Origin of the sequence: Pseudoalteromonas sp. meg-B1 (genome assembly GCF_003173795.1) — a bacterium.
GTDB lineage: Bacteria > Pseudomonadota > Gammaproteobacteria > Enterobacterales > Alteromonadaceae > Pseudoalteromonas > Pseudoalteromonas undina.
In genome coordinates this window covers 727,883-740,850 of the sequence record NZ_QGQU01000001.1, presented here as the reverse complement: position 1 = coordinate 740,850, position 12,968 = coordinate 727,883, and the positions used below count along the sequence as shown (strand labels likewise).

Here is a 12,968-nt window from a genome sequence, read left to right as displayed (position 1 = left end):
TTTAATGCACCACTTTGGTTATAAACTGCGCTGCACTCAAACGTGCTAAACGATCACACTCTAGAATTTCATCAAGCGTTTGCACATTGGTGAACTTTGCAGCCTCTAACGTTTTCGCATTCACTTTATAAATATCGGTAAAACTAATTTGTCCCTGCAAAAATGCATTTACAGCCATTTCATTAGCCGCATTCACCGTAGTAGTTGCACCCTGTCCCGCATCACACGCAGCAATTGCTAATTTTAAATTAGGATAACGAGAAAAGTCAGGTTTGGTGAACGAAAAATCACAAATATCAGAAAAATTTAACGGTTTAACACCCGCATCAATTCGCTGTGGAAAGGCAAGCGCATGTGCTATAGGGGTGCGCATATCGGGGTTTCCCATTTGCGCTAAAATAGAACCATCTTGGTATTGCACCATAGAGTGGATAATACTTTGTGGGTGAATCACCACATCAATATCGCTGGCATCACAGTTAAATAACCATTTAGCCTCAATAAACTCTAAGCCCTTGTTCATCATCGTGGCTGAGTCTACTGATATTTTTTGTCCCATAGACCAATTAGGGTGAGCAACCGCTTCACTGACACTAACGCTATCAAGCGTATTAATATCACGGTTTAAAAATGGGCCACCAGAGCCAGTTAATAAAATTTTGCTAACGCCATGCTGCTCAAGCCGTGCTTGTCCTTGGGTGTTTTGTAACGTACTAGGTAAACACTGAAAAATAGCATTATGTTCGCTGTCGATGGGTAATAAAGTTGCTTGATGTTGTTTCACTTTATCAATAAACAACTGACCCGACATCACCAATGACTCTTTGTTTGCCAGCAGTACTTTTTTTCCTGCTTCAACTGCGCTCAAGGTAGGCAGTAACCCAGCTGCACCAACAATAGCTGACATCACAGTATCAACATCAACATGCGCACAAAGCTCACTCATGGCTTTCTCGCCATGCATTACTTGTGTTTTACACATACCTTTTAAAAGTTCACTAAGCTGCTTAGCGGCTTGCTCTGAAGCCATAACAGCATACCGAGGTTGATGAGCAAGACACAACTCAGCCATTTTCTTTGCATTTTGCCCTGCGGCCAATGCGAACACCTTGAACTGCTGTTGATTTCTTGCAACAACATCTAACGTGCTAAGACCTATAGACCCCGTTGCACCCAAAATAACCAGTTGTTGCACTACACTCATAAACTCAGTGTCCAGGCAAAGCAAATAACAAACATCGGCGCTGCTGCAGTTAAGCTATCAATACGGTCTAAAATACCGCCGTGCCCAGGTAGGCAACTGCCGCTATCTTTAAGACCCGCTTCACGTTTAAACATACTCTCGAGTAAATCACCTACCGCAGAGAACAAAGCAATAAATGCTGTCATTACTGCATAAATTGGCCACACAGAAGTATCAACGTTAGTGTAATAACAAAAAGCCAATACAAATAACACCGCAGCAACCACGCCACCGGCGAGGCCTTCTATGGTTTTATTTGGACTAACTTTAGGCATTAACTTATGTTTACCGAAACTTTTACCGGTAAAGTAAGCGCCAATATCGGCACTCCATACAATACCTAGAACCACTAAAATCAGCATAGAACCATAGTGTATTGATTCTGTATATTGCGCACTTCGAAGGGTGTTAAGCGCAAGCCACAGTGGTACCAATGTCAGTAAACCTGCAATACCGCGCATCACGAGCCCTTCATTCCAGCCTTTAGCCATAGCGGGGTAACGCCACACTAAATAACTTGCAACTAACCACCATGAAAACGATAAGGTAAATAAGTAATTGGCATCACCTACAAGCTTGCCGTTCTGCCATAGAGTTTCTATCGGCCAATGTAAATTAAGTAAACCGAGTAATACTGCAACTAACAATACAAACGCACCGCGTTTTAGTTTATCGCATAGCCCCATAAAAGCAGACCATTCCCATGCGCCCATTAATACAATAGCACCCGCAAAATAACTAAATAACGTTAGTGGGGTGTAAAAAACCAAAGCCAGTGCTAATGGTGCTAGCACTAGTGAGGTTAAAATACGTTGTTTTAACAAAATGATGACCCTTAATCTATTTTAGGTTTGAGCGAGTAATTGTTTTATTTGTTCGCCCGTGCAACCAAAACGTCGCTCTCTGGCAACGTAACATGCGATGGCCTCTGCAAAAGCAGCTTCGTTAAAGTCAGGCCAAAGTGTATTGGTAAAATAAAGTTCAGCGTAGGCTGCCTGCCAAAGTAAAAAATTACTAATTCTGACATCGCCACCAGTACGGATCAATAAATCTGGCTGTGCCTGATCTGCCATACTCATATGCTTTGCAATATGTTCTTCTGTAATGTCTGCGGGATCAAGTTCCCCATTTGCTACTTGTAAAGCAACCTGCTTAGCAGCATGAGTCATATCCCAGCGACCACCGTAATTTGCCGCTACATTTAAGTGCAGACCGGTGTTATTCGCTGTTAGTTCTTGCGCAGTATGTACTTTCGCACGCAAGCTTTCAGAGAATCGAGATAAATCTCCAATGATGGTTAGTTTTACGTTGTTTTTATGCAGCTTTTTAACTTCTTTACTTAGTACAAATAAAAAAAGCTCCATTAATGTATTTACTTCGTCTTCAGGGCGGCGCCAGTTTTCACTACTAAAAGCAAATAAGGTTAACGATTGTATCCCTAATTTAGTACAAAACTGCACAGATTGACGAACTGCATCCACGCCTTTTTTATGCCCATATACACGAGGCCTATTTCTGGCTTGTGCCCAACGCCCGTTCCCATCCATGATGATGGCAACATGTTTAGGCAAACATTGCTGTGAAATTGTATCAGCGTCTAGAACCATAAATTTTGTGTATTCCATAAAAAAACGCCGCCTAGTATACCCCAGACGGCGTTTCAAAACTAATAAATTTAACCTGTACCCGTGATAATAAATCTACTTTAAGCAAATAATTATACAGCTAACAACCTTGTATTTACTGATAATCGAGCCACTAGTAAAGAGAAAATACATTCTGTTACTCTTTAAAATCACACAATTAAAGTAAAGTGCGAATACTTGTGAAAAGCGGCTTAATTATTTAGCTAAAGCTGTTTGCCTAGGTCTAGAACAGTTATTAGATTTCCATCAACTCAGCTTCTTTCGCTGTTAATTGTGTATCCATTTCTTTAATAAACTTATCAGTGATTTTTTGAATTGCATCTTCACCTTGACGTGCTTCGTCTTCAGAGATGTCTTTATCTTTTAATAAGTTTTTAATATCGCCATTTGCATCACGACGAATATTACGAATAGCAACACGTCCGCCTTCTACTTCGCCACGTACGATTTTAATTAAATCTTTACGACGCTCTTCAGTCAATGGAGGAAGAGGTACACGAATAACTGTGCCTGCAGACATTGGGTTTAAACCAAGGTCAGAAGCCATAATAGCTTTTTCAACAGCTTGCGCTAAAGACTTATCAAATACACCAATAGCCAGTGTGCGTGAATCTTCAATAGTTACATTTGCAACTTGGTTTAACGGTGTTGGAGCGCCGTAGTACGACACCATAATGCCGTCTAAAATTGCAGGATGAGCACGGCCAGTACGAATTTTAGATAATTGACTACCAAGTGCTGCTACACTTTTTTGCATGCGCTCTTGCGCATCTTTTTGAATATCGTTAATCACGGTTTAATCCTAATCTAGTTACTAACTTCATCTGAGGCTTGTGAAGAAATAAGGGTTCCTTCTTCTTCACCCATTATTACGCGTTTTAATGCGCCTGATTTATTCATATTAAATACGCTCAATGGCATATTATGGTCGCGAGCAAGAGTAAATGCCGCTAAATCCATTACTTTTAATTCTTTATCAATAATTTCATTGTAGCTTAAGTGACGGTAAAGTGTCGCATCAGGGTTTTTCACCGGATCATCACTAAATACACCGTCTACTTTGGTCGCTTTAATTACCGTATCAGCTTCAATCTCAATGCCGCGTAAACACGCTGCAGAGTCAGTAGTGAAAAACGGGTTACCTGTGCCAGCGGCAAAAATAACAACGCGACCTGTTTTCAACAAGCTAATAGCTTCAGCCCAGTTATAGGCATCACATACGCCATTTAATGGGATAGCTGACATTAAGCGACAATTTACAAACGCACGGTGTAGCGCATCACGCATAGCTAGGCCGTTCATTACGGTTGCAAGCATCCCCATGTGGTCACCAACAACGCGATTCATGCCCGCTTCGGCTAATGAGCCACCGCGTAAAAAGTTACCGCCACCAATAACTAAACCCACTTCTACGTCGAGTTCTACGAGCTCTTTAATTTCTTGTGCCATACGATCTAAAACTTTAGGGTCGATGCCGAAGCCTTCGTCTCCCATTAAAGCTTCACCACTTAATTTGAGAAGAACACGTCTAAAAATAGGTTTGCGATTGATAGTCATAGTTTTGGGGCCAACTTTTATTGAATTATGGATAAAAAATAACCGCGCTTATGTTAAACATAAAAGCGCGGTTATTTTAAAGAATTTCTAAGCGTGACGCAAAAGCAAATAGTACTTTAATTGCATGTATTTTCCTTTTGCATCACAAATAGTATGTCTTACTGACCTTTAGCAGCTGCAATTTGAGCAGCAACTTCAGCAGCAAAATCTTCTTCTTTCTTCTCGATACCTGCACCAACTTCCATACGTACAAAGCCAGTAACTGTTGCGTTTTTCTCTTTAAGAATTTCGCCAACAGATTTTTTCGGTTCCATGATGAAAGCTTGACCAGTAAGAGAAACCTCACCAGTAAATTTCTTCATACGACCAACAACCATCTTCTCAGCGATTTCAGCAGGCTTGCCTTCGTTCATCGCGATGTCGATTTGTACTTGCTTTTCTTTTTCAACAACATCAGCAGGTACGTCATCTGGAGTTAGGTAGTCTGGGTTTGAAGCAGCAACGTGCATTGCAACGTGCTTAAGTGTTTCTTCATCAGCAACACCTGCAACAACAACACCAATACGCTCGCCGTGACGGTACTCAACTAGTTGTTCACCAGTGATGTATTGAAGACGACGTACATTGATGTTTTCACCAATTTTAGTTACTAGCTCAACACGATCTTCTTCGAACTTAGCTTGTAAGTCTTCGATAGATGTAGTGTCAGCGATAGCAGCATCTGCAACTTTGTTAGCAAATGCTAGGAAGCTTGCATCTTTAGCAACGAAGTCAGTTTGACAGTTAACTTCTACAAGTACTGCAACACCCGCGTTTTGCTTGATGATGATAGTACCTTCAGCAGCAATATTACCTGCTTTTTTAGCAGCCTTTGCAGCACCGCTCTTACGCATGTTTTCAATCGCTAACTCGATGTCACCATCAGTCTCAGTTAACGCTTTTTTACAATCCATCATGCCAGCGCCAGTACGCTCGCGTAATTCTTTAACTAGGGCAGTAGTTACAGCCATTAGTAAATCCTCAAATCTGAAATCAGGTTTAGATAAGCGGGTTACCCGCTCCACAAGAATAGCAAGTCTTCACCTTTAAAAGATGAAGACTTGATGACAGCTAATTACTCAGCTTCTACGAAGTCATCTTTTTCAGCTTGAGCAACGATGTTACTCTCACGGCCTTCAGTGATCGCAGCTGCAACAGCACTAGTGTAAAGGTTGATTGCACGGATAGCATCATCGTTACCAGGTACGATGTAATCAACACCGTCTGGGTTAGAGTTAGTATCAACGATTGCAACAACTGGGATACCTAGGTTGTTAGCTTCACGGATAGCAATGTGCTCGTGGTCAGCATCGATTACAAAGATAGCGTCTGGAAGGCCACCCATGTTTTTAATACCACCAAGGCTCTTTTCAAGCTTTTCCATTTCACGAGTAAGCATTAACGCTTCTTTCTTAGTTAACTTCTCGAAAGTACCGTCTTGGCTTTGAGCTTCAAGGTCTTTAAGACGCTTGATTGATTGACGAACTGTTTTCCAGTTAGTCAACATGCCGCCTAACCAACGGTGGTTAACGAAGAATTGATCGCTTTGTAAAGCAGCTTCTTTTACTGCTTCGCTTGCTGCGCGCTTAGTACCAACGAAAAGAACTTTACCTTTGTTTGCAGCAGCACCAGATAAAAACTTAAGTGCAGTGTTGAACATTGGTACAGTTTGCTCAAGGTTGATGATATGTACACGGTTACGTGCGCCGAAGATGAAAGGCTTCATCTTTGGGTTCCAGTAACGTGCTTGGTGACCGAAGTGAACACCAGCTTGAAGCATATCGCGCATTGAAACGTTTGCCATTTTGTAAATCCTCTAAGTTGTTTAGGGTTAGGCCTCCACATATCCCATAGCACCAACACCGCAGTTAAATGAAACTGAAATGCACCCAAGTGTATGTGACGATACGTGTGTGTGTTAAAATAAAATTGTGTTTGCCTTAAATACAAAAAATCATTTAAGAATTTATTTGTAAAAAGACGGCGCGCTTTATACCATATTAAAAATAAATACTCAACGTCTCGTGCAAAAATTGTGCGACGATAATCATCTAAAAACGCAACTTTGGAGCCTCAATGAGCGCTGTGATTAAGACCCCTGAAGAAATCGAGAAAATGCGTGTAGCCGGCCGTTTGGCTGCTGATGTGCTAGAAATGATCGAACCACATGTGGTACCAGGTATCACCACCGATGAGCTAAATACAATTTGTCATGATTATATTGTTAATGTGCAAGATGCCGTTCCTGCTCCTCTTAATTATCATGGTTTTCCAAAATCAATTTGTACCTCAGTAAATCATGTAATTTGTCACGGTATTCCGAACGACAAAGCATTAAAGGACGGTGACAGTGTAAATATTGACATCACCGTTATCAAAGATGGTTACCACGGTGACACATCAAAGATGTTTCATGTAGGCACGCCTAATATCCAAGGTAAACGCCTGGCAGAAGTTACTCAAGAAAGTCTTTACCTTGCCATTAAAATGGTAAAACCGGGTGTTCGCCTTGGTGATATTGGTGCCGCTATTCAAAAATATGCAGAGAGCTTTAACTACTCTATCGTACGTGAATACTGCGGCCATGGTATCGGCAGCGAGTTCCATGAAGAACCACAAGTAATGCATTACGGTAAAGCAGGTACTGGCGAAACATTAAAAGCAGGTATGTGTTTAACCATCGAACCTATGGTAAATGCGGGCAAACGCCAATGTAAATTACTTAAAGACGACTGGACTGTGGTAACAAAAGACCGTAGTTTATCAGCTCAGTGGGAACACACCTTACTTGTAACTGAAAATGGTGTTGAAATTTTAACACTACGATCAGATGATACAATCGATAGAATTATCGAGCACTAATTTTAAGTGCGCGCTTAATCGCGATAGTAACTGATTTGCCGTATATCGCTTAAGCGGTTTGCTGTAAGGGGATAACATAAGTTATTGCCCTTACAGCAAATATATTATAAAAATAAATTTCAATGCAGTCCATATATAGGAGCCAGCCTAAGTGGCATTACCTAACAAAGTAAAAAAGTTGCTCAATGATGCTGAGCAATTAAGCGATTACCGCGATTGCTCCGCCTATTTCTATAAATGGTTGCATAATGAATTCTCCAAACAACCTGTTGGTAAATTAATTAATGCCCGTGCAGAATTTATTGACCGGTTGCTAATCAAACTTTTTCAGGTTTATGATTTAGCTCACGAACCAGACTTGGCTTTAATTGCAGTAGGTGGTTATGGTCGTGGCGAGCTACACCCCTACTCTGATATAGACTTTTTGTTACTTGTTACGAAACAGCCTAATGATGATATTTGCGAAAAAATCGGCCAATTCGTTACTATGTTATGGGATCTTAATCTCGAGATAGGTCATAGTGTTCGTACTATTGAACAAGCCATAGATCAAAAACGTGAAGACGTTACCTTTGCCACCAGCTTATTAGAAAGCCGTCTTATTTTTGGCAATCATATTGAGTTTGAAAAACTCAAAAACCATATTATTGAAACCCCGGTGTGGGGCTCAGGTGAATTTTTTGTCGCAAAAGTACAAGAACAAAACTTGCGTCACAGAAAGTGCCACGGTACTGCCTACAATTTAGAACCAAATATAAAAGAAAACCCAGGGGGTCTTCGCGACCTGCAAACTATTATTTGGGTCGCTAAAAAGCACTTTAGGGCAGAAACTCTGCAAGAGCTAATTAGTCACGGCTACCTGACCCATGAGGAATATCAAGAGCTGTTAGAGTGTCTTGAAAATTTATGGAATATCCGCTTTGCATTGCATTTAGCCGCAGAACGTTCAGAAAACCGCTTATTGTTTGATCATCAACCCCAAGCTGCAGAAATTTTAGGTTTTGGTAGCGATGGTAAAGCCTCGGTTGAGCGCATGATGAAGCGTTTATTCAGAATCATGAGCCGAGTACGTGAGCTTAACCAAATGTTGCTTTCGTACTTTGAGCAAAGTATTTCGCCAGACAGCAGTCAAGCTACCGTTGAAGAGCTTGATCGTAACTTTGAGCGCGTTGGCCATCAAATTCGGGTAAAAAGTCCGTCTGTATTCTTTAGACGCGATCAACTTTTTGTGTTGTTTGAGCATATTGCTGACCACCCTGAAATTACCCATATATACCCAAGCACAATTCGCACTATTCGCCAAGTTCGTCGCCGTTTATTAGGCGACCTACAAGACTACGCAGCCTGTCGAGAAGCTTTTTTACGAATCATAAAGCATCCTAATGGCATGGGACGTGCTTTTACGCTGATGCACAAACACGGTATGATTGCCGCCTATTTGCCGCAGTGGCGAAATATTTTTGGCCAAATGCAGTTTGATTTGTTTCATGCCTACACAGTTGATGAACACACCCACAAGCTGATCAATAATATTTATCAGTATTTTGATAAAACCGGGATTAGCGAATTCCCAATTTGCAGCGAAATCGTCACGCGTATGGATAAACCAGAGCTACTGTATTTAGCCGGTATTTTCCACGATATTGCTAAGGGCCGTGGGGGCGATCACTCTGAACTGGGCGCTGTTGATGCCATTGCTTTTTCTAAATTGCATGGTTTTGCATCATCCGATGGTAAGTTAATTTCCTGGCTTGTTAGTAACCACTTACTCATGTCAGTAACGGCGCAGCGTAAAGATATAAACGACCCAGACGTAATAAAAGATTTTGCATCGCGAGTAAAAACAGAGCGCCAGCTCGATTATCTCTATTGTTTAACGGTCGCCGATATACGCGCCACTAATGACAACTTGTGGAATGACTGGAAAAACACTCTACTACGCGAGCTTTACTTGCATACACAACGTGCTTTGCGCCTTGGCCTTGAAAATCCTATGGATCAACGCGACCAAATTCGAGATAAAAAGCATCAAGCTAAACAGCGCTTGATTAATTTGCATTACCATGAAGATCAAATTGACTTAATTTGGAGCCGCTTTAAAGCCAATTACTTTACCGCTTTTAGTGAGCAACAGATTTCGTGGCATACGGAGCATTTACTAAAATGCACCGATTTGAGCCTACCCAGTGTTATTGTCTCAAATAAAGCAATGCATGGCGGCACCCAAGTATTTGCATATAGTCCTTATTCAGGTGCGCTATTTGCTCGATTAGTCAGTGTTATTGGCTCTAAAAAAGCACAAATTCAACACGCCCAAGTACTGACCACCAAAGATGGCTACGTACTGTTCAACTTTGTTATTTTAGAAGTAAGCGGAGACCCAATTGCCAGTAGCCGTGCGCAATCGATTAAACGCGGATTAGAGCAAGCATTAAGTGATCCACGTAAAAAAATACGCTTTAAAAAGAGCCGTTCACAACGCTTTAAAGACTTTAATATTAAACCAAAAATTGTACTGCGCCCGCACCCTCGTAAGGACCGTAGTTTAATAGAAATTCAAGCGGTTGATATACCTGGGCTGTTAACTAAAATAGCCGAGGTTTTTCAAGCTTACTTACTCCACATACATGCCGCACGCATTACCACGGTAGGCGAGCGCGCAGAAGATTTCTTTGTGGTATCTAATAACGAATATCAATCGCTGACTGATGAAGAGCAAGCAAAAATTCATCAGGCATTACGTAAAAAACTCAACGCCGAAATTGAATAAGAGGACACTATGTCAGATTTAAAAACCATGATTGAAAATGCGTGGGATAACCGCGACAGCATTAGCCCAACAACCGTATCAAGCGATGTTAAACAAGCAATTATTGATGCACTTGAGCTATTAGATAGTGGCGCAGCGCGTGTTGCAGAAAAAATTTCTGGCGAATGGGTTGTTCATCAATGGCTTAAAAAAGCCGTGCTACTTTCATTTAGAATTCGTGAAAACCAGCCAATGAATGATGGCGTAAATCAATTTTACGACAAAGTACCGCTTAAATTTAGCGACTACACACCAGAACAGTTTCAACAAGGCGGCATGCGCGTAGTACCCAACGCCGTTGCCCGTAAAGGCAGCTTTGTAGGGAAAAATGTTGTACTAATGCCATCGTATGTAAACATTGGTGCTTACGTTGATGAAGGCACTATGGTTGATACATGGGCCACTGTAGGTTCATGTGCTCAAATTGGTAAGAATGTACACTTATCAGGCGGTGTGGGCATAGGCGGTGTTTTAGAGCCGCTACAAGCAAATCCTACCATCATTGAAGACAATTGCTTTATTGGCGCACGTTCAGAAATTGTTGAAGGCGTTATTGTTGAAGAAGGTGCGGTTATTTCAATGGGTGTTTACATTAGCCAAAGTACCCGTATTTATGACCGTGAAACCGGTGAAATTCATTATGGTCGCGTACCTGCTGGTGCTGTTGTGGTTCCAGGTGCTCTGCCTTCAAAAGATGGCACGCATAGTTTATACGCTGCGATTATTGTGAAAAAAGTTGATCAACAAACACGCGAAAAAGTAGGCATTAACGCATTATTGAGATCGATAGACGAATAAATCATAGCTGTAAGCTTTCAGCCGTAAGCGATAGGCTGATTTGAGTTAATCGTGATAATATAAAAACTCTAAACCTCATCAGGTTTAGAGTTTTTATTAAAAGTGATTAACTAAAAACACCATTAAGGCTTGAGCGACTTTATTGCTTCAAGCATTTGTTTTATTGTATCGATTTGTTTTTCATCTTTCGCATTCTCTGACTTGTGCGCAAAAATATTCATAACTAATTCTATCTTTGTGTTTCGCTTAAAGTCTCTTATCTCACCTTCTGTCATGTCTGATTTAGGAATAGATCCTGTAATTTGTTCTGCTAAGATAGACGCTTTAAGCATGTTCATTTTATTTTCGCTAACTGCCACAATATTTTTTATGAGAAAAAATAAAAGTCCTGATAAGGTACCAATTATTAATGTTGTTGCTGTAACTAACGGTAATCGACTTAAAAGGATATTCCACAGAGAAGCTTTTGGGTTTGCATCAAAAAGTTCTGAAAAAGTGGCGGCGTTTGAGTATAAATACCCAAAAACAGTAGCGATAAATGCCAATATAAAGAGCGACAACCAATAATATTTTGAAATTTGGCTCTGACTTTCAATAGAGAAACCTTTCATATCCAAAGTAGTTATATTTACATCCGCTCTAATTTTAGCTAGTTGAGATTGCATGTCAGCCAATTCTTTCCGATTCTTTTCTAATTGAAGATTGTTTGTAGCAATACTATCATTTACAACAGTTAGTGAATTTTTCGCATCTTCTTCTTTTGATCGGTTTTCAGTAATGGACTCCTGTACTTTTGATGACTCTAAATGGATTTTTCTTAAATTTTCAGTATCATGTTTTATCTCTTTTCGTATGCGATCTATTGTTGATTGTTCTATTGCTACACTTTCTTCAATTCTTTCTTTTTCTTGTATATATGATTGAATATGTACCTTAAGAGAAGCTGCATCCCTTCGTCTCTCCTCGAGGTAATCATTTGATATGTTAATCTTTTTTGAAATATCGCGGCGAAGTAAATCAACTGAAACAGTAATATCTCGATGCGTCTTTTCTATATTTGATAGAATTTCTCGATTTTTATATAGTTCTTCTATGTCTAACGCTCTAGCAAAACGAAAACTCGAGTTAGGGGGCAAAATAACTCCCCATATAATATCATCTATGGCGTAGGATAATATTTGATAATTATTTTGATTAGTTTTTATTTCGGCTGGAAATACGACTTTTCTGGTAATATTTTTATGAGAAAGAAACCTAAGCCCCAAACTTTTTTCATCAGCAAAATGACCCTTCCTCCCACAATCTATATCAGACACTAAATAAGGTTTATCAAACAGTACTATTGGTTCTCCCTTTAGAGCTGATATTTCATAATTTGTTTCGTTTAATAATTCTAGTTCTTTATCTGTTAAGTTATTTTCATCTAGGGTTTTATATGTTAAAAGTCTGGATGAAGTGTCTATGATTTTTGTAAATTGATTACTAATTGTCTTAGTAAAGTTACTAAGAGATTCCTCAAAATCACCCAAGTTAATTTCATCTATAACAAAATTCTGTTTTTTATTTGAATCCATTTAATTTAACCAGTTAGTTTCATTTTAACCTAAACCCTAATTACCATATAAAATTAATCTATATAAGATCATTACCGCGTTTCAATTTAGCAATTCATATTAATAATCAACCGTTAAGTTAACTATTCACCCTCCCTTGAGTTATTACAGAGTATTAAAAATACACTTTATCATTATTATTTCGCTGTCTACCGCTACCTTTAACACATACCTCATTTACATCACTATTAATTTTTTACCTGCCAACATCAAAAGATGGCACGCATAGTTTATACGCTGCGATTATTGTGAAAAAAGTTGATCAACAAACACGCGAAAAAGTAGGCATTAACGCTCTGCTTCGCTCAATTGATGATTAAAAAGCAGTTGTAAGTTTTTAGCTGTATGCGCTAAGCAGGTTAATATTAAACGTAGATTGGGTTGAGTAAAACGAAACCCCA

The 12,968-nt window shown here is 39.9% G+C and carries 11 protein-coding genes and 1 pseudogene; 4 read left to right on the top strand and 8 right to left on the bottom strand.

Translation table 11 applies throughout. The features are described from left to right. Window position 1: 1 nt before the first annotated feature. From ispC to rpsB, 7 genes are all read right to left on the bottom strand, one after another. Window positions 2–1,204, bottom strand: coding sequence for a 1-deoxy-D-xylulose-5-phosphate reductoisomerase (gene ispC, locus DK924_RS03450; protein WP_041709713.1), 1,203 nt, complete (start codon window positions 1,202–1,204; stop codon window positions 2–4). Further along, a complete protein-coding gene (locus tag DK924_RS03445) occupies window positions 1,201–2,067 on the bottom strand; it encodes a phosphatidate cytidylyltransferase (RefSeq protein WP_109874339.1) in 867 nt (288 codons plus the stop codon). The genes ispC and DK924_RS03445 overlap by 4 nt, the downstream gene beginning before the upstream one ends. Before the next feature lie 21 nt (window positions 2,068–2,088). Continuing rightward, window positions 2,089–2,868 carry an isoprenyl transferase gene (locus tag DK924_RS03440; protein ID WP_109874338.1) on the bottom strand — a complete coding sequence of 260 codons (780 nt, stop codon included), beginning with the start codon at window positions 2,866–2,868 and terminating at the stop codon, window positions 2,089–2,091. Window positions 2,869–3,124: 256 nt separating this feature from the next. Beyond that, entirely contained in the window at window positions 3,125–3,646 is a 522-nt protein-coding gene (gene frr / locus DK924_RS03435; RefSeq protein ID WP_218651693.1) for a ribosome recycling factor, read from the bottom strand. A gap of 50 nt (window positions 3,647–3,696) precedes the next feature. Beyond that, window positions 3,697–4,446, bottom strand: a complete 750-nt coding sequence (pyrH, locus tag DK924_RS03430; protein ID WP_016899281.1) for a UMP kinase — start codon at window positions 4,444–4,446, stop codon at window positions 3,697–3,699. 158 nt (window positions 4,447–4,604) lie between these two features. Continuing rightward, window positions 4,605–5,456 (bottom strand): translation elongation factor Ts, encoded by an 852-nt coding sequence (gene tsf / locus DK924_RS03425; protein WP_010388114.1) that lies wholly within the window; start codon window positions 5,454–5,456, stop codon window positions 4,605–4,607. A gap of 104 nt (window positions 5,457–5,560) precedes the next feature. Next, window positions 5,561–6,289 (bottom strand): 30S ribosomal protein S2, encoded by a 729-nt coding sequence (rpsB, locus tag DK924_RS03420; RefSeq protein WP_008110990.1) that lies wholly within the window; start codon window positions 6,287–6,289, stop codon window positions 5,561–5,563. Between the two features lie 272 nt (window positions 6,290–6,561). Here rpsB and map point away from each other — a divergent pair, with 272 nt between their 5' ends. The 3 genes from map (at window position 6,562) to dapD (DK924_RS03405) (ending at window position 10,954) form a co-directional block, all read left to right on the top strand. Continuing rightward, the gene (map, locus tag DK924_RS03415; protein ID WP_054202413.1) at window positions 6,562–7,347 is read left to right on the top strand and encodes a type I methionyl aminopeptidase; all 786 of its coding nucleotides are present in this window, start codon (window positions 6,562–6,564) and stop codon (window positions 7,345–7,347) included. A 151-nt stretch (window positions 7,348–7,498) separates the two neighbouring features. After that, window positions 7,499–10,117: a [protein-PII] uridylyltransferase gene (gene glnD / locus DK924_RS03410; protein ID WP_010388109.1), complete on the top strand. Its 2,619-nt coding sequence runs from the start codon at window positions 7,499–7,501 to the stop codon at window positions 10,115–10,117. A 9-nt stretch (window positions 10,118–10,126) separates the two neighbouring features. Then, the gene (gene dapD, locus DK924_RS03405; RefSeq protein ID WP_109874337.1) at window positions 10,127–10,954 is read left to right on the top strand and encodes a 2,3,4,5-tetrahydropyridine-2,6-dicarboxylate N-succinyltransferase; all 828 of its coding nucleotides are present in this window, start codon (window positions 10,127–10,129) and stop codon (window positions 10,952–10,954) included. Between the two features lie 122 nt (window positions 10,955–11,076). Here the strand turns inward: dapD (DK924_RS03405) and DK924_RS03400 are convergent, their stop codons facing one another. After that, the gene (locus DK924_RS03400; protein ID WP_109874336.1) at window positions 11,077–12,528 is read right to left on the bottom strand and encodes a hypothetical protein; all 1,452 of its coding nucleotides are present in this window, start codon (window positions 12,526–12,528) and stop codon (window positions 11,077–11,079) included. 248 nt (window positions 12,529–12,776) lie between these two features. Between DK924_RS03400 and dapD (DK924_RS03395) the strand changes: the two are divergent. Continuing rightward, window positions 12,777–12,887, top strand: a pseudogene (gene dapD, locus DK924_RS03395) (2,3,4,5-tetrahydropyridine-2,6-dicarboxylate N-succinyltransferase); the annotation flags it as partial. Window positions 12,888–12,968: the final 81 nt, after the last annotated feature.